The sequence below is a fragment of the Phenylobacterium sp. genome (genome assembly GCF_013911965.1).
Taxonomy (GTDB): domain Bacteria; phylum Pseudomonadota; class Alphaproteobacteria; order Caulobacterales; family Caulobacteraceae; genus Phenylobacterium.
Genome location: NZ_JACESE010000006.1, coordinates 63,542 through 87,864, shown reverse-complemented (window position 1 = coordinate 87,864; position 24,323 = coordinate 63,542). Strand labels below are relative to the sequence as shown.

Sequence of the window (24,323 nt, the reverse complement as noted above, 5' to 3'; positions counted from 1 at the left end):
ATGCGGCTGGTCTTCATCTTCGGTCCGGCGGCCTGCGGAAAGCTGACGGTGGCGAAGGCCTTGGCGGCCCGGACCAACTATCCGCTCTTCCACAACCACCTGGCCCTGGACGCCGTCGCGGCGGTCTTTCCCTTCGGCAGCGCGCCTTTCGTCCGGCTGCGGCGCCTCTACTGGCTGGCCATGTTCGAAGAGGCGGCGCGCGAGGACCGGCCGCTGATCTTCACCTTCGCCCCGGAGAACACCGTCCCGTCCGGCTTCATCGAGGAGACCAGGGCCGTGGTCGAGCGCCACGGCGGCGAGGTCTGTTTCGTGGAGCTGACGGTCTCGCCCGAGGAGCAGGACCGGCGGGTGGAGAACCCCGACCGCAAGGCCTCGAACAAGCTGCACTCCGTCGAGGTGCTGCGGAAGTTCCGCGCCGCCGGTGGGCCCGCCTATCGCCCGATTCCGGCCGATCTGGTCATCGACACCGAGGCCACGCCGCCGGACGCGGCGGCCGAGCGGATCATCGAGGCGTTCGGGCTTGCGCCGCTCGCCTCGCCGCACGTCATGTACCCGGATCCGGAATGACGGCGGCCGGCGCCCGCGCCAACCGGCGGCCGGCGCGCCAGAGCCCGTAGGCGAAGACCCCGGCGCCGGCCCAGATAAAGGCGAAGGAGGCGAGCTTGAGGGCGGTCAGCGGCTCGCCCTGCAGGACCCCCAGGACGAAGGTCATGGACGGCGCCAGGAACTGCATGAAGCCCATGGCCGAGAGCGGCAGGCGCCGCGCGGCCCAGGCGAAGAGGACGAGGGGGACGGCCGTCGCCGCGCCGGAGAAGATCAGCCAGGCGGCCGGGGTGACGCCCTTCGTGAAGTGGTCGGCGCCGGCGCCGGCCAGCCAGACGGCGAAGACCGCGCCGGGCAGGCCCAGGATCAGGCATTCGATGAAGAGGCCCGTCTGGGCGTCGGCGGCGACCCGCTTGCGCACGATGCCATAGCCGCAGAAGCTGGCCGCCAGGGTCAGCGAAACCCACGGCAGGCGTCCCAGCGCCAGGGTCTGCAGCAGCACGCCGACGATGGCGAAGCCGATGGCCGCCTGGGCCACGCGGTCCAGCCGCTCGCGGAACAGGAGCGCGCCGGCGGCCATGCTGAGCAGGGGATTGATGAAGTAGCCCAGGCTGGTCTGCAGCACCCGGCCGTTGTTCACCGCCCAGATGAAGACCACCCAGTTGGCGGCGATCAGCAGGGAGGACAGGGCGAGCAGGGCGAGCACGCCCGGCTTGCGGAACACGGCCAGAGCCTGGGCCTGCTGACCGGCCATCCAGACGAAGAGGCCGGCGAAGGGGATGGCCCAGAAGGTGCGGTGGGCGAGGATCTCCCAGGGCCCCATGCCAAGCCCGCCGAGGAGCTGAAAGACGAGGGGGATGAAGCCCCAGATCAGATAGGCCGAAAGGCCCGCGGCGAGGGCTGCGGGCGGCGGGGACTCGGGGGCTTCAACCACGGCGGCGGCTTTCGGGGAGGGAATCGGGACCAGAAGGCCCCTTACCTATGCCCTCGCGTGCGACGGGCAAGGTTGTATCGCCGCGCGGTTCGCGCCTTCCGGAACAGGAATTCTGAAGTCCGGGGCAGGCGGGCTGACGCGCCCGCCGCCCGCCGCCTCAGGCGATGGCCTTGGACTTGATCAGGCCGCGCTCGTGCAGGAGCTGAGCGATCTGCACCGCGTTCAGCGCCGCGCCCTTGCGCAGGTTGTCGGCCACGACCCACAGATTCAGACCGTTCTCGATGGTCGGGTCGTTGCGGATGCGGCTGACGAAGACCGGGAACTCGCCCTGGACTTCCTTCGGCGTGACATAGCCCTTCTCGTCGCGCTTATCGACGACGATCAGGCCCGGCGCCTCGCGCAGGATCTCGCGGGCCTCATCCTCGTCCAGGGGCTCGTGGAACTCGATGTTCACGGCTTCGGAGTGGCCGACCATGACCGGCACGCGCACGCAGGTGACCGTGAGCTTGATCTCAGGGTCGATCATCTTGTGCGTCTCGTTCCACATCTTGGCCTCCTCATCGGTGTAGCCGTCGTCGTTGAACGACCCGATGAAGGGGATGACGTTGAAGGCGATCTGCTTGGGGAACTTCTTGGGCTCGCCCGGGCCGAGGACGAAGACGCCCTTGGTCTGGTCCCACAGCTCGTCCATGCCTTCCTTGCCCGCGCCGGAGACCGACTGATAGGTCGAGACGACCACGCGCTTGATCTTGGCCCGGTCGTGCAGGGGCTTCAGCGCCACCACCAGCTGGGCGGTGGAGCAGTTCGGATTGGCGATGATGTTCTTCTTGCCGGCGTAGGACACGTCGTCCGGATTCACTTCCGGCACGATCAGCGGCACGTCCGGATCCATGCGGAAGGCGGAGGAATTGTCGATCACGATGGGGCCGGCCGCGCCGATCTTCGGCGACCATTCCTTGGAAAAGGCGCCCGAGACGCTCATCAGCACGATGTCGACCGTGGAGAAATCGAACTGCTCGATGTCCTCGCACTTGATCCGCTCGTCGCCGAACGAGACCTCGACTCCGATGGATTTGCGCGAAGCCAGCGCATGAATCTTGTCCACGGGGAATTCCAGTTCCTCGAGGATGTTCAGCATCTCACGGCCCACATTGCCCGTGGCGCCGACCACGGCCACCCGGTAACCCATCGAACTCTCTCCTGATTTTCTCCTGCGGCAGGCGTCGATACGCCGCCGCTCCCACACGCGCAAGCGCGCCGCCGCCAGACCCGAACGGTGGCGGCTTCGTCTCGTTCCACCTAGGGGCTAGGCTGTCGCGGCGCAACCCGGGCGCCGAGAAAAAGACCCGGACGAAATGTTGGAGACGACGCCGATGACCGCGCCCGCCGCCCCTACGGGCATGCCCTTCGCCGACCTCATGGGCGTGGAGATCACAGAGCGCGGCAAGGACCGCGTCGTCGGCCGCCTGACCGTGCGCGAGGACCTGTGCACCGCCGGCGGCATCCTGCACGGCGGCGCCTTCATGGCCTTCGCCGACGCGCTCGGCGCCATCGGCGGCTTCCTCAACCTTCCCGCCGGCGCGCGGACGACGACGCTGGAGAGCAAGACCAACTTCCTGGGCTCGGCCAAGGTCGGCACGACGGTGACCGGCGAGGCTGCGCCCCTGCACATCGGCCGCCGCTCCAGCGTCTGGCAGACCCGCATCACCAGCGCCGAGGGCAAGCTTCTGGCCCTGGTCACCCAGACCCAGATGACGGTGGAGGCATAGGCTCGCTCGGACGCTGCGCTGCCTGGATCCGTTCGACTGGACCGCACGACCTTCCGGCTCCTCGGCGAGCCGCTTGGCTATCAAGCCCCGGCGCCTACGCCATGACCAGCGGCGCCTGTTCATCCCGCAGCGCAGCAGGGGGATGTTGCGTCGCAAAAAAGTCGCTTGTGACCTAGGGGAAGGTCGCGCTATCACACGGTCAAGGCGGCCGACAACGGCGCGTATCGACGACGAAGGCCGCCAGAGGAACGCCCCGAAAAGTGGTTTGTCATCAACCCCCTTTCCGGGAACTGAAAAAATGATCGCTCGTATCGCCGCCCTGGCCCTCGTGGCCGCCGCGTCCGTCTCCGCTCCGGCCTTCGCCGCCGAAGGCGTGAAGGTCTCCCTCTCCGGCAAGTCCGCCGAGCAGGTCCATGCCGAGATCGTCGGCGCCGCCCGCACGGTCTGCCTGCGCGAGACCACCCACGAAACCTTCCGCCAGTCCGCCCAGGCGCGCTGCGTGAAGTCGACCGTGGAGGCCACCCTCCAGAAGGTCGGCGACTCCGAACTCGCCGCCGTGGCCGGCATCGAACTGGCCCAGCGCTAAGGCGCCCGCGGCCCGATCGGGCCGCAGAGGACTTCGGCAAAGGCCGGCGGCGACGCCGGCCTTTCGCTTGTGCGGAGGCCGTGCTTCCCTTGGCGCTGGCAAGCGGAGGACGCCATGGCCGGCGCGGACGATCTCGAAGTCATCAACAACAGCGAAGCGGGACGCTTCGAAGTCCGGCTGGGCGGCGACGTCGCCTTCGCCGAATACCGGCTGCTCAAAACCGGCATCCTCTTCCCCCACACGGAGGTGCCGCCGGCGTTCGAGGGCAAGGGCGTGGGGTCGAAGCTCGTCCGCACGGCGCTGGACTACGCCCGCGAGCATGGCCAGGTGGTGATGCCGGTCTGCCCCTTCTTCGCCAGCTACATCCGGCGCCACGAGGAATACCACGACCTCGTCCACCCCGATTACCGCAAGAGCCTCGGCCTCGACTGAGCGCACGCCGTTCGCCTGACGGGCGATAGGGGGTAGCGCGGCGGGACAACCCAATGTAGCAATGGCTCGGGCTGTTTCCGTTTTGTTCGGGGGTGGGGATTGTCTCGGGCCTGGGGAGCGTGCGGCGCCTTGCTGGGCGCTTGGGTGGTCTTCTTTGCGCCGGCGGCGGCCCAGGCCGAGCCGCGTCTGGTCGAGGGCGCGCTCGAGAACGGCCTGCGCTACCAGATCCTGGAGGCGCCGCAGGCGACCGGAATCTCCCTGCGCCTGCGGATCGAAGCCGGCAGTCAGGACGAGGCGGAAGACGAGCACGGCGCCGCCCACTTCGTCGAGCACATGGCCTTTCGCGCCACGCGCAGCCGACCCCAGGGCGACATCGACGCGGTGATGGCGCAGCGCGGCCTGACCAGCGGCCGCGACCACAACGCCTTCACCAGCGAACGTGAGACAACCTATCACCTCGACCTGCCCGGAGCGGACGGGGCCGATCTCGATCTGGCGCTCGTCTGGCTTCGTGATGTGGGTGACGGCCTGCTGTTCCGCCCGGAGGAGGTGGACATCGAGCGGGGCGTCGTCCAGGCCGAGCGGCGCGGCATGCAGATTCCCGAAACGCCCACCATCGAGGCCGAGTGGGCGTTCCAGTTCGTCGGCGAGGGCGACCGCGACCGCAGCCCCGCCGGGACCGAGGAGTCGCTGCGCAGCCTCGACGCCTCCAAGCTGGCGGCCTTCCATCGCCGGGCGTACCGGCCCGACCGGTCTCTGCTGATCGTGACCGGGCCGGTGGAGGCCGCCGCTGTCGCACCGCTGATCCGCGAGCGTTTCTCCGGCTGGCGTCCGGCGGGCGATGCGGCCCAGCGGGCGCCGCGGCGCGACCTCGCCCGCCTGTCCGCGCCCGAGGTGCGGCTGCTGCCGGCGACGCGCGTGCCCCGCCGCAGCCTCGTGTGCAAGAGCAGCGCAGCCCTGCCCGAAGCGCCGGAGACCGCCGATCTTGCGGAGTTCGTCTGGGCCGAAATCCTTGCGGCCCGGCTGACGTCGGCGGCGGCCCGCGACGCCGATGTCCACAGCCTCGACGTCATCGGTCCGCTCCGGTTCGACCGCGCGGCCAGCCTTTGCGTCAGCGCCGCACATGCGGACGGGGCGGCCGGTCGCGCTGTCGCCCTGATCCGCACCGCGATGCGGGCCTTGTCCGAGCAGGGCCCGAGCCAGGGTGAGATCGATCATGTCCTGGCGGTGGAGCGCGCAGCCCTGCGCGGCCTGCAGGACACGGAGGCGGCGCGCTCAAGCTTCGCTTGGGCCGACGAACTGCTCCGTCTGGCGTCGCTGGAGCGCCCTTACCGGACGGCCAACGAAGACATGCGGCGGCTCAACCGGTTCGCCGAGACCTTGAGCCCCGAAGCGGTGCGGGCGGCGTTCCTCCAGGCCTGGCCGCCTGACGCGCCGCCCCGGATCTCGGTTGAGGACGCCAAGGCGCCCAAGGCGTCGGAGATCCTGGCGGCCTGGACCGCCGCGGGCGCATCGGAACTGCCCCCTGCGCCCCAGGCGCCCGTCATCGCCTTCGGCGACGCCTCCCCTGTGGCTCTGGGCGCGCCTGGCCAGGTGGTGGGCCGCGAGGTTCTGGGGCATGGCGTCCTGCGCCTGCGGTTCGGCAACGGCGTCGTCGTCAACCACATGCGCACCAGCTTCGCGCCCGGCGAGGTGACGGTGGTCGTGCGGATCGGGGATGGGCGTCGTGGTCTTCCGCCGGACCAGTTCTTGCCCGCCACCCTGGGCGCCGCCCTGCTCGTGGACGGTGGGCTGGAAGGCCACCCGGCGGCCGAACTCGCGCGCAGCTACGCCACCCGCGATTGGCGGTTCGCCGCGGAACTGGAAGACGAGGCCCTGGTCTTCTCGTCCGAAATGCTGGCGGGCAACCTCAAGTTCGGCCTCGCCATGATGGCCGCCTATGTGAAGGCGCCGGCCTTCGACCCGAGCCTCGCCGCGCCCCTGGCGGGCTATGCCGACCGGGAGGCGCAACTGGGGGCGACCGACCCGTCCTACGTCGCGCGCAACGCCTTGATGAAGGCCCTGTGGCCCGACTACTTCGCCGTGACGCTGGCGCCGGAGGCGGCCGCCGCCCTCTCCGTGGCCGATCTGCGGCGGGCGCTCTCCGCCGACCTCGCGCTGGGCCGGATCGATGTCGCCGTCGTGGGGGATGCGTCCGAAGAGGCTGTCCGAGAGGCGGTCGCGGCGACCTTCGGCGCCCTGCCCCCGCGGCGGCGGCCGCCGCCGCCGACCCGGGCCCAGCACCTCGTCGCGCCCGAGGCCCGCCCCAAGGCTCCGATCGAGGTCGTCCATGAGGGCCCGACGAGCCGGGCGGCGGCCCAGATCCGCTGGCCGCTCTACGGGGCCGACGGCGATGATCTGGAGACGCTGGCGACCCTCGCCGTCGTGTCGCGAATCCTTGAAATGGCGGTGATGGAGGAGACGCGGCAGCGTCGCGGCATGACCTATGCGCCGCTCGTGGGGGTGGAGATGCGCCCGCGCTCCGACCAGGGCGTGCTGCTCGTGGTGGTGGAGAGCGCTGCGGCCGATCTGGATGCGGTGGTCGCGGCGGTGCGAGACGCGGCGCGCCGGCTGGCGGCCGAGGAGATCACGCCACAGATGTTCGAGGCCGCCCGCCGGCCCATCCAGGCCGATCGCGAAGTCCGTCTGTCCGACAACGGCTCCTGGGCGCTCACCCTGTCTCAGTCGTCCCGGGAGCCGACAGCCCTTTCCGATTCGCTCGCCATCGGGGCGACGCTCGACGCCCTGACCGTGGCCCAGGTTCAGGCCGCCGCCGTCCGCTGGCTCACCCCGGAGCCCATCGTCGCCTTGGCCCGCCCCGCCGCCGGTCTGAAGGAAGCTGGAGAAGCACCATGATCATCCGTTCGCTCGCCGCCGCCGTCGCCGCGGCGGCGCTCCTGTCCCCCGCCCTGGTCCAGGCGCAGGAGGAGCCCGACGCCTTCGGCGCCTGCCGCATCGAAGACAGCGGCGAGCCCGCCCCGGGGGCTGCGGAAGCCTGCGACGCCTTGCTGGCCGGCGAACACCCGCCCGTCGTGAAGGCGGGCGCTCATATGGCGCGCGTGACGCTGCGGCTTGACGCGGGCGATTTCGACGGCGCGCTCAGGGACGCGGAGGCGGCGGCCGGCCTCGTTCCGACGCCGGACACCCTTGGGCTGGCTTCGCGGCTGAACCTGATATCCGGTGACCCGCAGCGCGGCTTGGCTTATGCCGACCGTGCCTTGGAGCTCGACGCCCAGGATCCGTGGGCGCAAGCCGCACGCGCCGAGAGCCTGGTGGAGCTGGGGCGGGCGCAGGAGGCCTTGCCGCTTCTCACGCGACTGAACCGGTCCCGTCCCGACGATTCCTTCGTCACGGCTCTGCTGGGCCGCGCCTACTACGATCTTGACCAGAACGCCCGCGCCCGGCGTGTCCTCGACGAGGGGCTTCGACGCACCCCCGGGGAGCCGGAGATGCTTCTGATGCGGGCCAAGGTGCTGATGGACGAGGGCGAGACGGACGCCGCAAGGTCCGATCTCGACCGCGCCCTCGCCGCCCGGCCGACCCCCGCCGCCGCCGTTCGCCGCGCCTGGCTGAGGGCCGACCAGGGAGATGTCGGGGGCGCCAAGGCCGACCTTGCCGTCGCCTCCAACCTCGACGGGTTGGATGCGGACAGCCTTCTCTACTACGCCCTCGCCGCGGTCCTGGTCGACGAGGCCGAACAGGCGGTGGAGGCCTTCCAACACCTGAAGGCGGCCGGCGCGATGGAGCCCTGGGTGCAGGGAATCTACGCCAACGGGCTCCGCATCCTCGGCCGCGCCGACGAGGCCCGGACCGAGGCGGTCGAAGCGATCGCCGCCGATCCCAAGACCGACACGGCCTGGCTGACGCTCGGCGCGATAGCCGACGACGAGGGCGACGCCGGCGCGGCGATGAATTTCTACAGACACGCCGTGGAGATCGAGCCTGAGAGCTACCTCGGCAACTCGGGGCTGGCGGAGGCGGCCTTCTCCACGGGCGACTACGCCCAGGCCGAAAAGAGCTACACTGCGCTGCTCGCGCTCGAGCCGACCGTGACCACCTATCTGAGCCGGGCGGCCGCCCGTTCCTACCTGGACGATCTGAACGGCGCCTGGAAGGATCTCGACGCGGCGCTGGCCCTCGGGCCGGACAATCCGGACGTCCGCGTCTCCCGGGGCGACCTGCACGTCTATGTGGAGAACTTCGACGCGGCGCGAGCGGAGTACGACGCCGGCCTCGCCCTGGCGCCCGATCACGCCGACCTCCGGCTTTCGCGCGCGGCCCTCTTCCGGGCGACGGGCCAGTTCGACGCGGCCCTGCGGGACCTCAACGCCGGTCTGGCGGCCCACCCCGACGACCAGGCGCTGATCGCCCAGAAGGGCATCGTCTATTTCGTCATGGAGGATCCGCTCTCGGCGGTGGAGTGGCTGGACAAGGCGCTCGCCGCAAATCCAGAAGACGTCTATGCCCTGTGGGCGCGCAGTCAGGCGAAGTCCCAACTCGGCGATGCGGCCGGTGCGGCGGCTGACATGGAGGCGGCGGTGCGCCTCGATCCTAGCGTCGCCGACCTGAACTAGTCGATGGCGGGGCCGCTCGCCTCCCAACGTGCGATGTCGGCGTGGTCCTGATCGCGCGGTTCGATCCAGCGGGCGCCGCCGGGGCCATGCTCCTTCTTCCAGAAGGGGGCGCGGCTCTTCAGATAGTCCATCAGGTAGTCGCAGGCCTCAAAGGCGGCCCGGCGATGGGGGGCGGCCGTAGCGACGAAGACGATGGCCTCGCCCGGCGCGATCTTCCCCACCCTGTGGACGATCAGAAGGTCCTGCAGGGAAAACCGGGCCCGCGCCTCGTCGGCGATCCTGCCGATCTCGGTCTCGGTGAAGCCGGGATAGGCCTCAAGCTCCAGGATGGCGGTCGAGCCGGCCTCGGCCCGCGCCAGGCCCGTGAAGGTCGCGACGGCGCCGGTCTCGGTCCGATCGCGGCAGAAGCCCGACAGGAGACCGCCCGGCTCGAAGGGGCTGTCGGTCAGCCGGATCATCCGCCGCTCATCGGCGGGAGGAAGGCGACCTCGGAGGCGGGCGTCAGCGCCGCCTCGCCGCGCACGATGGCCTGATCGAGCGCCACCTGGACGCCTGGCGCGGCGATCGCCTCGCCGAGCGCCGCATCCTCGGCCGCCAGCCGCCGCCGCAGGTCCGACAGGCTGGCGGGCGAGGGCTCATAGGTCCGCTCGCGCCAGCCGGCCAGATCGCGCAGGGGCCCGAAGAGAAGCACGCGCGCCATTCTCCTCAGCCTCCCGTCGTCGACATGTGGCGGGCGAGCGCCGGGGCGGCGGCGCGTTCGATGCGGAAGTCGTGCCCCTTGGGCTTGGCGTCCACGGCCAGCCGGATCGCGTCCTTCAGGGCCGCGTCGTCGGCGCCCGCGCGCAGCACCGCCCGCAGATCGCTGGCGTCCTCCCGGCCGAGGCAGGTGTGCAGCGTGCCGGTGCAGGTCAGGCGGACCCGATTGCACGCCTCGCAGAAATTGTGGCTGAGCGGGGTGATGAAGCCGAGCCGCCCGCCCGTCTCGGCCACCCGGACATAGCGCGCCGGCCCGCCGGTGGAGAGGGGGATGTCCTGAAGCGTCCAGAAGCTCTCCAGCTCCCGGCGCACCTCCTTGAGCGACAGGAACTGCTCGGTGCGGTCGGCCTCCACCTCGCCGAGCGGCATGGTCTCGATCAGGGTGATGTCCATGCCCTCGCCATGGGCCCAGGCGATCAGGTCCGGAATCTCCGCGGCGTTGTCCTGCGCCAGGGCGACGGCGTTGATCTTCACCTGCAGGCCCGCCTCCCGCGCGGCCTGGAGGCCCCTCATCACCTTGGCGACGTCGCCGCCCCGCGTCAGGCGGCGGAAGAGGTCCGGCTTGCGCGTATCCATGGAGACGTTGACCCGCCGCACGCCCGCATCGGCCAGCTGGCCGGCGAAGGCCTCGAGCTGCGTGCCGTTGGTGGTCAGCGTCAGCTCCTCCAGCGCGCCGGCGCGCAGATGCCGGCCGAGGCGCGCGATCAGGCCCATGACCCCCTTTCGCACCAGGGGCTCGCCGCCGGTGATCCGCAGCTTGCGCACGCCCAGCTCGACGAAGGCCGAGCCGACGCGGTCCAGCTCCTCAAGGCTGAGCAGGTCCTTCTTGGGCAGGAAGGTCATGTGCTCGGCCATGCAGTAGACGCAGCGCAGGTCGCAGCGGTCGGTCACCGAGACCCGCAGATAGGTCACGGCCCGGCCGAAGCCGTCGATCAGCGGCTCGGTCCGCACTTGCGGCGATGGGGCGTCGTAGGGCGTCATGGCGTCCTTGGGAACATAGGCGAGGCGAGGGCGTGGCGACAGGGGGCGAGGGGCGTTGGGCGGCCATCCTGCTGGCGGCGGGTTCGGGGCGCCGGTTCGGCGGCGGCAAGCTGCTGGCGGACTTCCAGGGGCGCCCGCTGCTGGCCGGCGCGCTGGAGGCGGCCCTGGCGAGCCCGGCCCTCGACATCGTTCTGGTGACCGGCGCCCAGGCCGAGGCGGTGGGCGCCGCCGCTCGGTCCGTCGCCGAGGCGCGGGGCGAGGCTGCGCGCCTGCGCATCGTCCATGCCGCCGACCACGCCGAAGGCATGGGCGCCTCCCTGCGCGCCGGCGCCCGCGCCCTCCCGCCGGACGCCGCGGGCGTCTTCGTCTTCCTGGGGGACATGCCCAAGGTCCCGCCGGCCATCCTGCCGCGCCTGGCCCAGGCCGTTCGGCAGGGCGCGGCGGCCGCCGCGCCCATGTACGGCGGCCGCCGTGGCCATCCGGTGCTGATCGGCCGCGATCTCCTGCCGGCGCTGGCCCGGCTTTCCGGCGACGAGGGCGCGCGCGCGGTTCTCGCCGAGCTGGGCGGGCGCATGGCCTTTGTGGACACCGACGATCCCGGCGTCTGCTTCGATGTCGACCGGCCCGAAGACCTGACGCCGCCCTAGACCTTCACGAAGGGCTGGGCGGTCACCGGCGCGCTGTTGATGACCAGCAGGGCGTTGGCCACCGCAGGTCCGATCACCGGCGTGCCCGGCTCGCCCACCCCGGTCGGATGGGCGCCCGCGGGTTTCGGCACGATATAGGTCTCGACCTTCGGCGCCTCGTTGTGGCGCAGCACGCGATAGGTGTCGAAGTTCAGCTGGTCGACCCGGCCCTCCGTCAGGGTGACCTCGCCATAGAGGGCGGCCGAAAGGCCATAACAGGTCCCGCCTTCCATCTGAGCGGCGATCTGGTCGGGCGCGATGGCCGTGCCGCAGTCGATGGCCGTGACCACCCGGCCGACCCTGGGCTCGCCGTTCTCCACCTGGACCTCGGCCACCTGGGCGACCACGGAGCCGAAGCTCTCATGCACCGCCACGCCGCGCGTCCAGCCGGCGGGCGCAGGCGTCGTCCACCCGGCTTTCTCGGCGGCGAGGTCGAGGACGGCCAGATGCCGCTCGGCGCCGGCCTTCCGATAGAGGGCCCGGCGGTATTCGACCGGATCCTTGCCGGCCTTGCGGGCCAGCTGGTCGATGGTGTGCTCCATCACGAAGGCCGTGTGGGTCGCGCCCACCGAACGCCACCACAGCACCGGCACGCCGATGTCGGGCGTCAGAAGCTGGGCGTCCACATGGGCCGTGGCGGCCAGATAGGGCGAGCCCTTGGCGCCCTCCACCGCCGTCTCGTCCACGCCGCCGCCGCCGAAGGGCGCGCCCTTCATGATCGACTGGGTGACGATGCGATGCGTCCAGGCCCTGGGATAGCCCTCGGCGTCGGTCAGCACCTTCACCCGGTGATGGACCAGGGGCCGGAAGTAGCCGGCGGCCATGTCGTCCTCGCGCGTCCAGACCAGCTTCACCGGCCGGTTCCCGCCGACCTTCTTGGCGATGTGGACGCATTCGACCACGTAGTCGGACTGGAAGTTGGCGCGACGCCCGAACGACCCGCCCGCGGGCAGGGTCTCGATCTCCACCGCGCCGGGCAGGTTGGCGACGATCTTGGCGACGTTCAGCTGGTCGAGCGTCGGCCCCTGCGAGGCGAAGGTCAGCTTGACCTTGTTGCCGTCCACCTGGGCCACGCAGTTCATCGGCTCCATGGTGGCGTGGGCCAGGTAGGGGAAGTCGTAGCCGACCTCCAGCGCCTCGCCGCCGGACTGCGCCGCGGCGTCGCCCTTGGATTCGAAGGCCTGCCATTCCTCGCCCTCGGCCAGGTCCGCCTGGCCGGCGGCGACCTTCCGGAACCGGTCGAGAATCTCGGCCGAGCCCCGGGTCTCGGCCTTGGCCTCGTCCCACTCGACGGTGAGCGCCTCGCGCCCCTGGCGGGCGGCCCAGGTGTTCTCCGCCACCACGGCGACGCCGGAGGGGATCTCATAGACCTCGACGACGCCGGCCACCTTCTTCGCCGCCGTCGCGTCGAAGCTGGCGACCTTGGCCCCGAACCGGGGCGGATGGGCGACCATGGCGACCAGCATGTCGGGCAGGCGGACATCCTGGGTGAAGACCTGCTCGCCGGTGCTCTTGGCGCGGCTGTCCTTGCGCCGGACCCGGTCGGTCCCGATCAGCGTGAACTGCGCCGGATCCTTCAGGGTCGGCTCCTCGGGCGGCGTGACGCGGGCGGCGTCGGGCAGCAGCTCGCGGAAGTCCGCCGTGCGGCCCGAGGCGGCGTGGCTGACCACGCCGTCCTTCACGGCGAGCTCGCCGACCCCCACGTTCCAGCGATTGGCGGCCGCCTGGACGAACATGGCCCGGGCCGCGGCGCCGGCCTTGCGCAGCTGGTCCCAGCTGTTGTTGATCGCGCTCGACCCGCCGGTGAGCTGGGCCCCCAGGGCGCCGTTGGCGTAGAGCTTGGCGTTGGCCGGGGCGTGCTCCCAGCCCACCTTGCTCCAGTCGGCGTCCATCTCCTCGGCGACGATGGCGGCCAGGCCCGCATGGTTCCCCTGGCCGAACTCGATGTGCTTGGAGACGATGGTGACCACCCCGTCCGGGGCCACCTTCACGAAGGGGCCGAAGGCGCCGACCTCCACCTTCGAGCCGGCCGAGACCAGGTCGGTGGGCGAGCAACCCACCAGGAGGGCGCCGCCGGCGGCGGTGGCGGTGACGATGACTTCCCGCCGCGAAAGGCCGGCGGCGGTGCGTTTGAAGGGCGCGTTCATCGGATCGTTCCCGGCTTTCAGGCTTCGTCGGCGGCCGCGGCGGCCGGCTGGGCCGCGGCGTCCTTGATGGCGGCGTGGATGCGCTGATAGGCGCCGCAGCGGCAGATGTTGCCCGCCATGGCGCCGTCGATCTCCTCGTCGGTGGGGTTCGGCGAGGCCGCCAGCAGGGCGGCCGCCGACATGATCTGGCCGGACTGGCAGTAGCCGCACTGCGGCACGTCCAGCTTCACCCAGGCCTCCTGCAGCGGGTGGGTCCCGCCCAGACCTTCAATGGTGGTGATCTTGGCCCCGGCGACCGCCTCCAGGGGCGTGACGCAGGCGCGGATCGGCGCTCCGTCGGCCAGGACGGTGCAGGCGCCGCACTGGGCGATCCCGCAGCCGTACTTCGTGCCGGTGAGGCCCAGCTCGTCCCGCAGGACCCAGAGAAGAGGCGTGTCGCCGGCCGCCTGGACCGTCTGCGACTTGCCGTTGATGTCGAGGGTGGCGGCCATGGGCGTCCCTTGCTCAGATAACCGTGGGATCCAACTTAACGCTGTTCAAGCGACAGCGTAAGCGTGGCCCGTGACATGGTGTCGAAGGCGCCCCATTCCCAGCTATGGTGCTCGCGCCCCGATAGGAGACCGCCGCATGAAGACCGTCCTCGCCGCCGTCCTCGCCCTGCCCGCCATGCTGGCGCTGTCCTCGCCGGCCGCCGCGGCCGAGGGCGAGCGGCTTTTCAACCTGCAGTGCAAGTCCTGTCACGGCGCCAAGAGCACGCCCATGGGCCCGGCGCTCGGCGGCGTCTTCGGCGCCGACATCGCCGGCCGGACCGACTTCAACTATTCCGCCGGCCTGAAGGCCAAGGACGGAACCTGGACCGCCCAGGCCCTGGACTCCTATCTGGCGAAGCCGATGGCCTTCGCCCCCGGCACGCGCATGATGGTCGCCGTGCCCGCCGCCACGTCGCGCGCTGAGATCATCGACTATCTGAAGACGCTAAAATGAAGACCTTCGCCAGGGCCGCAGGCGCTGTCGTCCTTCTGGGCGCAGGCCTCGCCGGATGCTCCACCGTCGGTCCGGGGCTCCCGCCGGCCAGCTTCGGCGGCGGGACGAGCCTCGCGCCCGAGGACGCCACCGACGCGCCGATGACCTATGCCTGCCGCGACGGGAAGCGGTTCGTGGCCGCCTACGCCCTGTCGGGCGAGCATGCGGTGGTCTCCGCGGGCGGGCGGTCCTATCGCCTTCCCCACGTGCCCTCGGCCTCGGGGGCGCGCTTCGCCGGCGGCGGCGTGGATCTGTTCACCAAAGGGGTCGAGGCGACGCTGGACGGCGCCGCCGGGGCGCCCTACCGGGCGTGCCGGACCGGTTGAAGGAGCAGAGCTTGGACGCCTTTCCCGCCTATTTCCCGCTGAAGGGCGCGAAGATCGTGATCGCCGGATCGGGCGAGCCGGCGCAGGCCAAGGCGCGCCTGTTCGACGGCGCGCCGGCCAAGCTCGTTCAGGTCGAGGGGCCGCTCGCCTTCCTGCCGGGCACCTATGCCGGCGCGACCCTCGCCTTCGTGGCCAGCGACGACGCGCTCTTCGTCCAGGCCGCGGTCACGGCCGCGCGCGCCGCCCGTGTGCCGGTGAACGTGGTCGACCGGCCCCAGATGTGCGACTTCACCACCCCGGCGGTCATCGACCGGGGCGAGGTGGTGGCCGCGGTCGGCACCGGCGGGGCCTCGCCCATGCTGGCCACCCTGCTGCGCAACACCATCGAGGCGCGCATCCCCGAAGGTACGGGCCGGGTGGCGGCCCTCTTCCGCCGCATGCAGGACGAGGTGCGCGAGGCCCTGCCGGACCTGCCGCGCCGCCGCGCCTTCCTGCGCAAGGCCCTCGACGGGCCAGCCGCCGATGCAGCCATGGCGGGGAACATGGAGGCGGCCGAAGCCCTGCTGCGCCAGGCCTTGGCCGAGGACAAACCGCAGGAGGGGCTGCTGCAGTTCGTCGCCGGCCGCGGACCGGCCGATCTGCTCACCCTGCGCGCCTCGCGCGCGCTGGCCGCCGCCGACGTGCTCGTCACGCCCGAGGACGCCGACGCCGAGATCCTGGGCATGGCCCGCCGCGACGCCGAGCGGCTGCCCGCCGCCGAGGCCACGCCCGGACGCCTCATCGACCTGGCGCGCGAGGGGCTGCGCGTCGTCGTCGTGATCACCGGGCCGCCGGCCGCGGAGGACATCCAGGCGTTCGCCCGCTCCGGCGTGAAGGTCGAGGTGATGCTGGCCGCTCCGGAAATGTGAGCGGCCGTCACGCTCAGTCCAGCGGTCTGCCCTTGGTCTCGGGCAGGAAGAGGCAGACGATCACGCTGACGCCGGTGAAGATCACCGGGTACCAGAGGCCGGAATAGATGTTCCCGGTGGCCGTCACGATGGCGAAGGCGCTGAAGGGGACGAAGCCGCCGACCCAGCCCGTGCCGATGTGGTAGGGCAGAGACATGGCCGTGTAGCGGATGCGGGTGGGGAAGAGCTCCACCAGCGCCGCCGCCATCGGGCCGTAGAGCGCCGTCGCGCCGACCACGAAGATCATCAGGATGCCGAAGACCGCCGGCAGGTTCATGCGCCCCGGATCGGCGGAGGAGGGGTAGCCCTCGGCGGCGAGCGCTGCGCGGATCTGGGTCTCCACCTCCGACTTGGCGGCGGCGAGCGCCTCGGGCGGCAGGCCGCGGCCGTCGATCGAGACGACCGTCCGCTCGCCCACCCGCACCTGGGCCGGCGTTCCCGCCGGCGCGGCGGCGTTGGCGTAGGAGACGCCGGCGTTGGCCAGCACCGTCTTGGCGATGTCGCAGGAGGAGACGAAGGCGGCCTTGCCCACCGGGTCGAACTGCAGGGAGCAGTCGGCGGGATCGGCCGCGACGACCACCGGCGTGCGCGCCTGGGCTTCGGCGAGGGCGGGATTGGCCGCCATGGTCAGAGCCTTGAAGCCCGGGAAGAAGGCGACGAGCGCCAGGGTCATGCCGAACCACATGACCCACTTTCGGCCGACCCGGTCCGAGGCCCAGGCGAAGAAGACGTAGAGCGGAGCGCTGGCGATCGTGGCGCAGATCATCAGCGTGTTCACCGTCGCCGGCTCCACCTTCAGGAACCGCTCCAGGAAGACCTGGACGTAGAAGAAGGCGGTGTACCAGACCGCGCCCTGGGCGCTCATGAAGGCGAAGAGGACCAGCAGGACGATCTTCAGGTTCTTCCACTGGCCGAAGGATTCGGCGAAGGGCGCCTTGGTCGCCTCGCCGCTGTCCTTCAGACGCTGGAAGCTCGGGCTCTCGGCCAGCTTCAGCCGCATGAAGACCGAAATGGCCAGAAGGCCCGCCGACACCAGGAAGGGGATCCGCCAGCCCCAGGCGGAGAAGGCCTCCTCGCCGAGCAGGCGGCGCGTCACCAGGATCACCACCAGGGCGCCGATCAGGCCGAAGGCGGCCGAGGTCTGGATCCAGCCGGTGTACTCGCCGCGCCGGTGGTCGGGCGCGTGCTCGGCCACGTAGATGGCCGCGCCGCCGTACTCGCCGCCCAGCGCCAGGCCCTGGAGGATGCGGAGGAAGACCAGCAGGGCCGGACCGATCAGCCCCGCCTGCTCATAGGTCGGCAGGAGGCCGATGGCGAAGGTGGCCCCGCCCATCAGGGTGACGGTGATCAGGAAGGCGGCCTTGCGCCCGATCCGGTCGCCCATGCGGCCGAAGATCAGCGCGCCCAGGGGCCGGAAGGCGAAGCCCGCGCCGAAGAGGGCGAGCGCGGCGACCAGGCCCGCGGTCTCGGTCAGGCCGGCGAAGAAGTTGCGCGAGATGATCGCCGCCAGCGTGCCGAAGATGAAGAAGTCGTACCACTCGAAGGCGGTGCCCGCCGACGAGGCTACGACGACGGTGCGCATGGACGGCCCGGATCCGGACTCGCCAGCCTGCGATGCGGCGCTCATCGATTCGCCCCTCCCCCTTGTTCGTTGGGGCAAGCTGTAACACCGGTCGGCGAGGCGGCGGAAGAAGGCCCGATCTCAGGCGGCGGCGACGCCGTCCGAGGCGGCGGCCGCGGGGTCTCCCAACCGGGCGATCTCGGCCAGCAGGGCGGCGGGCGATATCGGCTTTCCGACCACCCCGTCCATGCCGGCCTCGAGATAGGCGCGGCGTTGATGGGCCATGACATTGGCGGTCAGGGCCACGATCGGGGTGGCCGACGCCGGCGCGGGCAGGGCGCGGATGCGCCGTGCGGCCTCCAGGCCGTCGATGCCCGGCATCTGCACGTCCATCAGGATGAGGTCGAAGGCCTGTCGCGCGGCGGCCTCGACGCCCAGATAGCCGTCGCTGGCGGTCTCCACGCTGGCGCCCAGCTTCTCGAGCAGCTTGGTGGCGATCAGCCGATTGGTCGGGTTGTCCTCCACCACCAGGACCCGCACCCCCGAGAGAAGGTCGGGCAGGACGTCGGCTGCGCGTTCCGGCGCCTGAGCCGGCTCGGCGGCCACTTCCAGCCAGAAGGTCGAGCCCTTCCCCTGGAGGGAGGTGAAGCCGACCGCGCCGCCCATCATCTGCGCCAGCCGCTCGGTGATGGCCAGGCCAAGACCCGATCCCCCGAAGCGGCGGGTGGTCGAGGCGTCGCCCTGATCGAACCGCTGGAAGATGCGCGGCTGCACCTCGGCGGGGATGCCCACTCCGGTGTCCTCCACCTCGAACCGCAGGCGCGGCCCCGCGGGTCCGTCGACGCTGCGGACCCGCACCACGACGTGGCCCTGCAGGGTGAACTTCACGGCGTTGCCGACCAGGTTGAACAAGGCCTGGCGCAACCGGGTGGGCTCGCCGCGGATCCAGCCGAGATCGGCGGGAAGCTCGGCGCGCAGCTGCAGGCCCCGTTCGGCCGCCTGCGGCGCCAGCAGGCTGATCACGCTCTCCACCAGCGCGCGGGGTTCGAGGGGTTCGTAGGCGAGCTCCAGACGCCCGGCCTCGATCTTGGAGAAGTCGATCACGTCGTTGAGCAGCTCGGCCAGCATGTGGCCGCAGGAGAGCGCCTCGTCCAGCAGCCGCCGTCCGTCGTCCGACAGGGTTTCGGACTTCAGCAGGTGCAGCACGCCCAGCACGCCGTTCATCGGCGTGCGGATCTCATGGCTCATATTGGCCAGGAACTGGGCCTTGGCCTCGGCGGCCGCCTGGGCGGCGCGTTCGGCCTCGATGAGGGCGAGCTCCTGTCGCTTGCGTTCGTCGAAGTCGTGGACGAGCCCGACGCCTTTCAGCCAGCGGCCTTGCGGGTCCTTCTGCAGGTGGTGGAACACCCGCACCCAGCGGGCCTGGCCGTCCGGGCGCAGCACGCGGGCCTCGAAGGCCTCGCCGGAGGTGCGCGCCCCGGTCTGGATGTCGCGGAAGGCCTGGCGGACGGTCGGCAGATCGTCCGGATGGAAGCGCGGAAAGGCCAGATGGAGGGCGTCGTCGTAGCTGGCCCGGTTGGCCCCGAAGAGCTTCTTGAACTCCGGCGAGGCCCAGAAGGTCTTGGCGACGTGGTCGATCTCGTAGACGCCGGCGTCGGCGGCGGCCAGCGACACCTTCAGCCGCCGGGCGTTGGCCCGCGCCGCCTCCCGCGCCCGCGTCAGGCTAGAAATGTCGTCCAGATAGGCCACCATGCCGGCGACCCGGCCGTCGCCGTCGTGCCAGGGGCGCGCTTCCCAGCGCACCCAGTGGTCCTGGCCCTGGCTGTCGGTGAAGCGGTCTTCGGACCGGCTGACCACCTCGCCCTGCAGGACGCGGTGCTCGGCCTCGCGGAAGCGTCGCGGCATGCCGGGGAAGACCTGGCGAAGCGGCAGACCGATGTGTTCGCGCCCGCCCAGCTTGAAGATCTCCCGCCAGCGCGGGCTCACCACCAGGTAGCGCATCTCGCGGTCGAACATGGCCACCGCAAACGGGGCGTTCTCCACCAGCAGCGCCATCTGCCGCTCGCTGGCGCGGGCCATGTCGCGCGCCGCGACCAGTTCCGTCACGTCCTGGGAAATGCCCTTGAGCGCGAAGCGGCCCCCGGGCCGCGGCTCGCAATGGAAGGTGGCGCGCCAGGTCGCCCAGCGGCCGTCGCGGGTCCGCATCCGGTGTTCCAGGCTCTGGGCGAGCCCTTCCTCGACGCCGCGGGCGAAGGCCGTCTCCACCAGCCCGCGTTCGTCGGGATGCAGGACGGCGAAGAAGTCCTCCGGCCGGCTGATCTCCCTCGGGGCGTAGCCGGTGATGGCCAGGATCTCCTCCGACCAGACCACGGCCCGCTCGTGGGGTTCGTAGCTCCAGGCGCCGATGCCGGCGGCTTCGGACAGGAGCAGGCGCGTCCGGCGCGCCTCCTGCAGCTCGATCTGACGGGCGTGGTCGTCGGTGGCGTCGCGCAGCACGCCGATGATGTGGCCGTCGTCGGTCAGCTGCGCGCGGCCGGAGAACCAGCGCCAGGATCCGTCCTTCATGAGGACGCGGCAGAGGTTCTCGCTGATCTGTCGGGTGAGCAGGCGCTCCACATGGGCGCCGAAGTCGTCCATGTCGTCCGGGTGGATGAGCTCGGCGACGGGGCGGCCGATCAGCTCGGCGACGGCCCATCCCGTGGCGGCTTCCCAGGCGGGGTTGAGCAGGGCGAACCGGCCCGCCGGATCCGCCGCCAGCATCAGCTCGCAGCTCTGCCGGAACATCCAGTCTATGGACAGCTGGCCCGAGAGCCCGCCCGAATCCGCCATTCAGATTCCCCCGGATCGACGCGGTTCATCGCCGCGTCTTTCCGAACGGGGGTATCAGACAAGCGTAAACGCAAGGTTCGGCGGCGCGAGGCCGCCGGCCCGCTCCACTAGAAGGCGTTCTCGCCGGTGATGGCGCGGCCCAGGATGAGGGCGTGGACGTCGTGGGCGCCTTCGTAGGTGTTGACCGTCTCCAGGTTCGCGGCGTGGCGCATGACGTGGTACTCGCCGCTGATGCCGTTGCCGCCGTGGATGTCGCGGGCCTCCCGGGCGATGGCCAGCGCCTTGCCGCAGTTGTTGCGCTTCATCAGGCTGATGGCTTCAGGGACCCACGCCCCCTGGTCGATCAGCCGGCCGAGGGCGAGCGCGCCTTCGAAGCCCAGCGCGATCTCGGTCTGCATGTCGGCCAGCTTCTTCTGCACCAGCTGGCGGGCGGCCAGCGGCTTGCCGAACACCGTGCGGCTGGAGACGTAGTCGCGGCTGGCGTGCAGGCAGAACTCGGCCGCGCCCATGGCGCCCCAGGCGATCCCGTAGCGGGCCTTGTTCAGGCATGAGAAGGGGCCCCGCAGGCCGGTGACGCCAGGCAGCATCTGGTCTTCGGGCACGAACACGTCGGCGAGCGCGATCTCGCCGGTCACCGAGGCGCGCAGCGACAGCTTGTTCTGGATCTTCGGCGTCTCGAAGCCCTCGGAGCCGCGGTCCACCAGGAAGCCGCGGATCACCCCGTCCAGCTTGGCCCAGACCAGCGCCACGTCGCAGATGGGGCTGTTGGTGATCCACATCTTGGCGCCGTTCAGCACATAGCCGCCATCGACCTTCTTGGCGTTCGTGCGCATGGAGGCCGGATCGGAGCCGCCGTCGGCCTCGGTCAGGCCGAAGCAGCCGATGATCTCGCCGCGGGCCATGCCCGGCAGGTACTTCTGCTTCTGCTCCTCGGAGCCGAAGGCCTCGATCGGATACATCACCAGAGAGGACTGCACGCTCATCGCCGAGCGGTAGCCGGAATCGATCGCCTCGACCTCGCGGGCGATGAGGCCGTAGGCCACGTGGCCCACGCCGGCGCCGCCGTACTGCTCCGAGACCGTCGGCCCCAGGAAGCCCAGGGCGCCCATCTCCGTCATGATCTCGCGGTCGAACCGCTCCTCGGCGAAGGCCGAGACCACGCGCGGCAGGAGTTTTTCACGCGCATAGGACCTGGCCGATTCCCAGACCATCCGCTCGTCCTCGGACAGGCGGGAGGTGAGGTCGAGGGGGTCATCCCAGCGAAAGGTCTTCTGGGTCGCTCCGGTGTCGAGAGCCATGGCGCGCCTCCTGTTTGGCGGACGTTCTTGTTCGCGCGCTTATGGACCGAAAACGTGGGCGATTACAGGCGCCCTGCACAAGAAAGCGCCCCGCCCGGCGGGGGCCGGAGCGGGGCGAGGCCTGGCGGGGAGGAACGCCAAAGGGAAAACGTCCGGAGACGCCGCCGCAGGCCGAGGGCGGACAGGGACGGCGCTCCGGACGACGTGCGACGGCTGGGGAGACGCCGCGGGGGAGCAATCGAGATTGCGAGGCATTCTTATAACCCCACGGGTCCCGGCGCAACGGAGAATGAGAATGGCTCGCAACAAAGCGGGCGGGCGGTCGGGGGCCCGCAACCAATCGAGCGCTCCGGGGTTGTCACGACGAGGAGCCGAAAGCCATGACGCCCGAACGCCTTAGCGACCTCTACCGCCCCTTCCTGTGGTTGGCCGTCTTCGCCTTCTTCGCGGGGTTTTCGACCTATCTCATGGTCGGACTGGGCGGCCGTTCGGTCGCCGCCTCCGCCGACGCCCAGGGGATCTACGCGCCCGCCGCGGAGCGTTCGCCCGCCGTGCCGGCGCCGGACGAGCCCTGGACCTTCGAGAAGCACGTCTAGCGTTCGCGCTCGCCGCATGAGCCCGCCGGGCTCGGCAGTTCACCTCGGCGCCAAATCACGCCACTCTCGCGCGCCATGAGCGACGCCGCACCGTCCCCCGTTTCCGAGGCCCCGGCCGGAGAGAGCCTCACCAGCACGGCCCAGATCGCCGCCTTCCTGGCCGCGCGCATGTGCCATGACTTCATCAGTCCGGTCAGCGCCATCGTCTCCGGCCTCGACCTGCTGGAGGACGAGGGCGCGCAGGACATGCGCGAGGACGCCATCGGCCTGATCGCGGCCTCCGGGCGGAAGCTCGCCGACCTGCTCGCCTTCACGCGGGTGGCGTTCGGAGCCTCGGCGTCGGCCGACACCTTCGACCCGCGCGAACTCGAGACGCTCAGCCAGGCCGTCTTCGCCCACCAGCGGGCCAACCTGGTCTGGACGGTGGAGCCGGCCAGCCTGGACAAGCCGTCGGCGCGCACGATCCTCAACCTCGCCCAGATGGCCGGCGCGGCCCTGCCCATGGGCGGGGAGGCGCAGGTGCGGGCGGTGAGCGACGGCGCAGCCACGGTGATCGCCGCCGAGGCCGTCGGGGCCAAGGCGCGCCTGCGGCCCGAGGTGGAGGCCGGCCTTCTGGGCCGCCCTCTGCCCGACGGCATGCTGCATGGCCACTGGGTGCAGGCCTACTACGTCCATCTGTTCGTCACCGAGGCCGGCGGCCGGGTCCTGGTGGAGAGCGCGGAGGGGAAGGTCACCTTCGCCGCGACCCTGCCGGCCTGACCGCCCAACCTGGGGTCACGAAGAGGCGATTAAGGGCGAAGCTGCACCCCTCCTTAACCAACCAGACGCGAAAACGGCTGGGATCTGGTTGGGAGTGTTCCTGTGAGGACGTGCCTCGTCGTCGACGACAGCCGGGTGATCCGCAAGGTCGCGCGACGCATCCTGGAAGATCTCGGCTTCGACGTGGCCGAGGCCGCCGACGGCGCTGAGGCGCTCGCCTGGTGCCGCACCTGCATGCCCGACGTCGTCCTGCTCGACTGGAACATGCCGGTGATGAACGGCCTCGAATTCCTGCGCCGCCTGCGCAAGGAACCGGGGGGCGAGGCGCCCAAGGTGGTCTTCTGCACCGTGGAGAACGAGATTCCGGCCATCCGTGAGGCGCTGGAGAGCGGCGCCGACGAGTACATCATGAAGCCTTTCGACAGCGAGATCGTCGCCTCGAAGTTCGCCGAGGCGGGCCTGGCATGAAGCCCGAGGACCGCGAACTGATCGCCCAACTGTGCGCCGCCCGCTCGGGCCAGCGCGTCGATCCGGCGAAGGACTATGTGCTGGAGACGAGGCTGTCTCCGGTGGCCCGGCGCGAGGGGTTCGACAACATCGGGGATCTGGTTGCCGCCCTGCGGACCCGCCGGGAAGACCGGCTGATCTGGGCGGTGGTCGAGGCCATGGCCCCGAACGAGACGGCCTTCTTCCGCGACCGCGAGCTCTTCGACCGCTTCGAGCACGAGATCCTGCCGGCCCTGGCGAAGGGCCGGACCGGCCAGCCCATCCGTATCTGGAGCGCCGCCTGCGGATCGGGACAGGAGGTCTATTCCCTGGCCATGCTCCTGGACGAACTGGCCGATCGCTTCCCCGAGGCGCGCTTCGAACTCTTCGCCTCGGACCTGTCGGAACGTGCGCTGGAGAAGGCCCAGAGCGGCCTCTACACCCAGTTCGAGGTTCAGCGCGGCCTGCCGATCCGGCGCCTGGTCCGCCATTTCGAGAAGGCCGGGGAAACCTGGGAGCTGTCGCCCCGCCTGCGGCAGGATATCCGCTGGCGTCGGCTGAACCTGGTCAGCGACCTGTCGCGGGTGCGCGGCTTCGACGTGATCTTCTGCCCTCACGTCATCGAGTGCATGATCGAACCCGCCCGGGCCCGCGTGGCGGAGAACCTGGCCGCGGCCCTCAATCCCGGCGGCGCGGTTCTGTTCGCGGCGGGCGAGGATCCGACCCTTCTTTCCGAGGCCCTGAAGCCCGGCGTCGGCGCGGGCGTCTTCACGGGCCATCGGCGGGCGGCCGCCTAGATCCTCACCGGCGTCGCGCCGACGAAAAACCCCGCCGGCGGACCGGCGGGGTGAAACGGAGACCGTTTTCGTCGAAACGCGCGCCTTAGTTGGCGACGTCGCGGGCGGTGTCCTGAACGGCCTCGCCGGCGGCTTCCACGTCTTGGCCCGCGCCCGCGACCGTGTTGCACGCAGCCGTGGCGAAGGTGGCGGCCATGGCCGCCAGGATGAGAACCTTACGCATGCACCTGATCTCCTCTTGGGGGTGTCGCCAG

The 24,323-nt window shown here is 70.9% G+C and carries 25 protein-coding genes; 14 read left to right on the top strand and 11 right to left on the bottom strand.

The genetic code is table 11. The features are described from left to right. The gene (locus H2041_RS07965; protein ID WP_293411368.1) at positions 1–567 is read left to right on the top strand and encodes a shikimate kinase; all 567 of its coding nucleotides are present in this window, start codon (positions 1–3) and stop codon (positions 565–567) included. Here H2041_RS07965 and rarD read toward each other — a convergent pair. Both rarD and H2041_RS07955 read right to left on the bottom strand, forming a co-directional pair. Further along, positions 545–1,477, bottom strand: coding sequence for an EamA family transporter RarD (rarD, locus tag H2041_RS07960; protein WP_293411365.1), 933 nt, complete (start codon positions 1,475–1,477; stop codon positions 545–547). The genes H2041_RS07965 and rarD overlap by 23 nt on opposite strands. A 157-nt stretch (positions 1,478–1,634) precedes the next feature. After that, positions 1,635–2,666: an aspartate-semialdehyde dehydrogenase gene (locus tag H2041_RS07955; RefSeq protein WP_293411363.1), complete on the bottom strand. Its 1,032-nt coding sequence runs from the start codon at positions 2,664–2,666 to the stop codon at positions 1,635–1,637. Positions 2,667–2,850: 184 nt separating this feature from the next. Between H2041_RS07955 and H2041_RS07950 the strand changes: the two genes are divergently transcribed. From H2041_RS07950 to H2041_RS07930, 5 genes are all read left to right on the top strand, one after another. Continuing rightward, entirely contained in the window at positions 2,851–3,246 is a 396-nt protein-coding gene (locus H2041_RS07950) for a PaaI family thioesterase (protein WP_293411361.1), read from the top strand. Positions 3,247–3,544: 298 nt separating this feature from the next. After that, positions 3,545–3,832 carry a hypothetical protein gene (locus H2041_RS07945; RefSeq protein WP_293411359.1) on the top strand — a complete coding sequence of 96 codons (288 nt, stop codon included), beginning with the start codon at positions 3,545–3,547 and terminating at the stop codon, positions 3,830–3,832. A gap of 114 nt (positions 3,833–3,946) precedes the next feature. Continuing rightward, the gene (locus H2041_RS07940) at positions 3,947–4,264 is read left to right on the top strand and encodes a GNAT family N-acetyltransferase (RefSeq protein WP_293411356.1); all 318 of its coding nucleotides are present in this window, start codon (positions 3,947–3,949) and stop codon (positions 4,262–4,264) included. Between the two features lie 129 nt (positions 4,265–4,393). Beyond that, positions 4,394–7,159 carry a pitrilysin family protein gene (locus H2041_RS07935; RefSeq protein WP_293411353.1) on the top strand — a complete coding sequence of 922 codons (2,766 nt, stop codon included), beginning with the start codon at positions 4,394–4,396 and terminating at the stop codon, positions 7,157–7,159. Then, complete coding sequence (locus tag H2041_RS07930; RefSeq protein WP_293411350.1) at positions 7,156–8,877, top strand: tetratricopeptide repeat protein; 1,722 nt, start codon at positions 7,156–7,158, stop codon at positions 8,875–8,877. The genes H2041_RS07935 and H2041_RS07930 overlap by 4 nt, the downstream gene beginning before the upstream one ends. Here the strand turns inward: H2041_RS07930 and H2041_RS07925 are convergent. Genes H2041_RS07925 through moaA form a run of 3 tightly spaced genes read right to left on the bottom strand, consistent with a single transcriptional unit; the run spans position 8,874 to position 10,614 of the window. After that, positions 8,874–9,335, bottom strand: a complete 462-nt coding sequence (locus H2041_RS07925) for a molybdenum cofactor biosynthesis protein MoaE (protein WP_293411347.1) — start codon at positions 9,333–9,335, stop codon at positions 8,874–8,876. The two genes, H2041_RS07930 and H2041_RS07925, sit on opposite strands and share 4 nt — an antisense overlap. Next, a complete protein-coding gene (locus H2041_RS07920; RefSeq protein ID WP_293411345.1) occupies positions 9,332–9,577 on the bottom strand; it encodes a MoaD/ThiS family protein in 246 nt (81 codons plus the stop codon). The genes H2041_RS07925 and H2041_RS07920 overlap by 4 nt, the downstream gene beginning before the upstream one ends. Positions 9,578–9,582: 5 nt before the next feature. Continuing rightward, positions 9,583–10,614, bottom strand: coding sequence for a GTP 3',8-cyclase MoaA (gene moaA / locus H2041_RS07915; protein ID WP_293411343.1), 1,032 nt, complete (start codon positions 10,612–10,614; stop codon positions 9,583–9,585). Between the two features lie 32 nt (positions 10,615–10,646). Here moaA and H2041_RS07910 point away from each other — a divergent pair, with 32 nt between their 5' ends. Continuing rightward, positions 10,647–11,261 (top strand): nucleotidyltransferase family protein, encoded by a 615-nt coding sequence (locus tag H2041_RS07910; protein WP_293411340.1) that lies wholly within the window; start codon positions 10,647–10,649, stop codon positions 11,259–11,261. Here H2041_RS07910 and H2041_RS07905 read toward each other — a convergent pair. Both H2041_RS07905 and H2041_RS07900 read right to left on the bottom strand, forming a co-directional pair. Further along, a complete protein-coding gene (locus H2041_RS07905; protein ID WP_293411337.1) occupies positions 11,258–13,447 on the bottom strand; it encodes a xanthine dehydrogenase family protein molybdopterin-binding subunit in 2,190 nt (729 codons plus the stop codon). The two genes, H2041_RS07910 and H2041_RS07905, sit on opposite strands and share 4 nt — an antisense overlap. Before the next feature lie 17 nt (positions 13,448–13,464). Then, positions 13,465–13,938, bottom strand: coding sequence for a (2Fe-2S)-binding protein (locus tag H2041_RS07900; RefSeq protein ID WP_293411334.1), 474 nt, complete (start codon positions 13,936–13,938; stop codon positions 13,465–13,467). Positions 13,939–14,074: 136 nt separating this feature from the next. On the opposite strand from H2041_RS07900, the gene H2041_RS07895 reads away from it, so the two are divergent. The 3 genes from H2041_RS07895 to H2041_RS07885 are packed head-to-tail and all read left to right on the top strand — an operon-like array spanning position 14,075 to position 15,704. Beyond that, complete coding sequence (locus tag H2041_RS07895; RefSeq protein ID WP_293411331.1) at positions 14,075–14,431, top strand: c-type cytochrome; 357 nt, start codon at positions 14,075–14,077, stop codon at positions 14,429–14,431. Continuing rightward, the gene (locus H2041_RS07890; protein WP_293411328.1) at positions 14,428–14,796 is read left to right on the top strand and encodes an MliC family protein; all 369 of its coding nucleotides are present in this window, start codon (positions 14,428–14,430) and stop codon (positions 14,794–14,796) included. The genes H2041_RS07895 and H2041_RS07890 overlap by 4 nt, the downstream gene beginning before the upstream one ends. Before the next feature lie 11 nt (positions 14,797–14,807). Beyond that, positions 14,808–15,704, top strand: a complete 897-nt coding sequence (locus H2041_RS07885) for an NAD(P)-dependent oxidoreductase (RefSeq protein WP_293411325.1) — start codon at positions 14,808–14,810, stop codon at positions 15,702–15,704. Between the two features lie 13 nt (positions 15,705–15,717). Here the strand turns inward: H2041_RS07885 and H2041_RS07880 are convergent, their stop codons facing one another. The 3 genes from H2041_RS07880 to H2041_RS07870 form a co-directional block, all read right to left on the bottom strand. Continuing rightward, entirely contained in the window at positions 15,718–17,370 is a 1,653-nt protein-coding gene (locus H2041_RS07880) for an MFS transporter (RefSeq protein ID WP_293411322.1), read from the bottom strand. Positions 17,371–17,445: 75 nt separating this feature from the next. After that, on the bottom strand, positions 17,446–20,133 hold the full coding sequence (locus tag H2041_RS07875; protein ID WP_293411319.1) for a PAS domain S-box protein: 2,688 nt from the start codon (positions 20,131–20,133) through the stop codon (positions 17,446–17,448). 107 nt (positions 20,134–20,240) lie between these two features. After that, entirely contained in the window at positions 20,241–21,431 is a 1,191-nt protein-coding gene (locus H2041_RS07870) for an acyl-CoA dehydrogenase (protein ID WP_293411316.1), read from the bottom strand. Between the two features lie 380 nt (positions 21,432–21,811). Between H2041_RS07870 and H2041_RS07865 the strand changes: the two genes are divergently transcribed. From H2041_RS07865 to H2041_RS07850, 4 genes are all read left to right on the top strand, one after another. Then, the gene (locus tag H2041_RS07865) at positions 21,812–22,027 is read left to right on the top strand and encodes a hypothetical protein (protein WP_293411313.1); all 216 of its coding nucleotides are present in this window, start codon (positions 21,812–21,814) and stop codon (positions 22,025–22,027) included. A 75-nt stretch (positions 22,028–22,102) separates the two neighbouring features. Beyond that, on the top strand, positions 22,103–22,786 hold the full coding sequence (gene chpT, locus H2041_RS07860; protein WP_293411310.1) for a histidine phosphotransferase ChpT: 684 nt from the start codon (positions 22,103–22,105) through the stop codon (positions 22,784–22,786). Between the two features lie 102 nt (positions 22,787–22,888). Next, on the top strand, positions 22,889–23,254 hold the full coding sequence (locus H2041_RS07855) for a response regulator (RefSeq protein ID WP_293411307.1): 366 nt from the start codon (positions 22,889–22,891) through the stop codon (positions 23,252–23,254). Beyond that, positions 23,251–24,069 carry a protein-glutamate O-methyltransferase CheR gene (locus H2041_RS07850; RefSeq protein WP_293411304.1) on the top strand — a complete coding sequence of 273 codons (819 nt, stop codon included), beginning with the start codon at positions 23,251–23,253 and terminating at the stop codon, positions 24,067–24,069. Before H2041_RS07855 ends, H2041_RS07850 begins: the two co-directional genes overlap by 4 nt. Positions 24,070–24,154: 85 nt before the next feature. Here the strand turns inward: H2041_RS07850 and H2041_RS07845 are convergent, their stop codons facing one another. Beyond that, positions 24,155–24,292: an entericidin A/B family lipoprotein gene (locus H2041_RS07845; protein WP_293411301.1), complete on the bottom strand. Its 138-nt coding sequence runs from the start codon at positions 24,290–24,292 to the stop codon at positions 24,155–24,157. Positions 24,293–24,323: the final 31 nt, after the last annotated feature.

What these genes read in the sequence shown, in the direction of transcription:
- H2041_RS07965 (WP_293411368.1), top strand. Translation starts at nt 1, where the DNA reads ATGCGGCTGGTCTTCATCTTCGGTCCGGCGGCCTGCGGAAAGCTGACG.
- H2041_RS07955 (WP_293411363.1), bottom strand. Translation starts at nt 2,666, where the DNA reads ATGGGTTACCGGGTGGCCGTGGTCGGCGCCACGGGCAATGTGGGCCGT.
- H2041_RS07950 (WP_293411361.1), top strand. Translation starts at nt 2,851, where the DNA reads ATGACCGCGCCCGCCGCCCCTACGGGCATGCCCTTCGCCGACCTCATG.
- H2041_RS07945 (WP_293411359.1), top strand. Translation starts at nt 3,545, where the DNA reads ATGATCGCTCGTATCGCCGCCCTGGCCCTCGTGGCCGCCGCGTCCGTC.
- H2041_RS07940 (WP_293411356.1), top strand. Translation starts at nt 3,947, where the DNA reads ATGGCCGGCGCGGACGATCTCGAAGTCATCAACAACAGCGAAGCGGGA.
- H2041_RS07930 (WP_293411350.1), top strand. Translation starts at nt 7,156, where the DNA reads ATGATCATCCGTTCGCTCGCCGCCGCCGTCGCCGCGGCGGCGCTCCTG.
- H2041_RS07925 (WP_293411347.1), bottom strand. Translation starts at nt 9,335, where the DNA reads ATGATCCGGCTGACCGACAGCCCCTTCGAGCCGGGCGGTCTCCTGTCG.
- H2041_RS07920 (WP_293411345.1), bottom strand. Translation starts at nt 9,577, where the DNA reads ATGGCGCGCGTGCTTCTCTTCGGGCCCCTGCGCGATCTGGCCGGCTGG.
- moaA (WP_293411343.1), bottom strand. Translation starts at nt 10,614, where the DNA reads ATGACGCCCTACGACGCCCCATCGCCGCAAGTGCGGACCGAGCCGCTG.
- H2041_RS07905 (WP_293411337.1), bottom strand. Translation starts at nt 13,447, where the DNA reads ATGAACGCGCCCTTCAAACGCACCGCCGCCGGCCTTTCGCGGCGGGAA.
- H2041_RS07900 (WP_293411334.1), bottom strand. Translation starts at nt 13,938, where the DNA reads ATGGCCGCCACCCTCGACATCAACGGCAAGTCGCAGACGGTCCAGGCG.
- H2041_RS07895 (WP_293411331.1), top strand. Translation starts at nt 14,075, where the DNA reads ATGAAGACCGTCCTCGCCGCCGTCCTCGCCCTGCCCGCCATGCTGGCG.
- H2041_RS07890 (WP_293411328.1), top strand. Translation starts at nt 14,428, where the DNA reads ATGAAGACCTTCGCCAGGGCCGCAGGCGCTGTCGTCCTTCTGGGCGCA.
- H2041_RS07880 (WP_293411322.1), bottom strand. Translation starts at nt 17,370, where the DNA reads ATGAGCGCCGCATCGCAGGCTGGCGAGTCCGGATCCGGGCCGTCCATG.
- H2041_RS07875 (WP_293411319.1), bottom strand. Translation starts at nt 20,133, where the DNA reads ATGGCGGATTCGGGCGGGCTCTCGGGCCAGCTGTCCATAGACTGGATG.
- H2041_RS07870 (WP_293411316.1), bottom strand. Translation starts at nt 21,431, where the DNA reads ATGGCTCTCGACACCGGAGCGACCCAGAAGACCTTTCGCTGGGATGAC.
- H2041_RS07865 (WP_293411313.1), top strand. Translation starts at nt 21,812, where the DNA reads ATGACGCCCGAACGCCTTAGCGACCTCTACCGCCCCTTCCTGTGGTTG.
- chpT (WP_293411310.1), top strand. Translation starts at nt 22,103, where the DNA reads ATGAGCGACGCCGCACCGTCCCCCGTTTCCGAGGCCCCGGCCGGAGAG.
- H2041_RS07850 (WP_293411304.1), top strand. Translation starts at nt 23,251, where the DNA reads ATGAAGCCCGAGGACCGCGAACTGATCGCCCAACTGTGCGCCGCCCGC.
- H2041_RS07845 (WP_293411301.1), bottom strand. Translation starts at nt 24,292, where the DNA reads ATGCGTAAGGTTCTCATCCTGGCGGCCATGGCCGCCACCTTCGCCACG.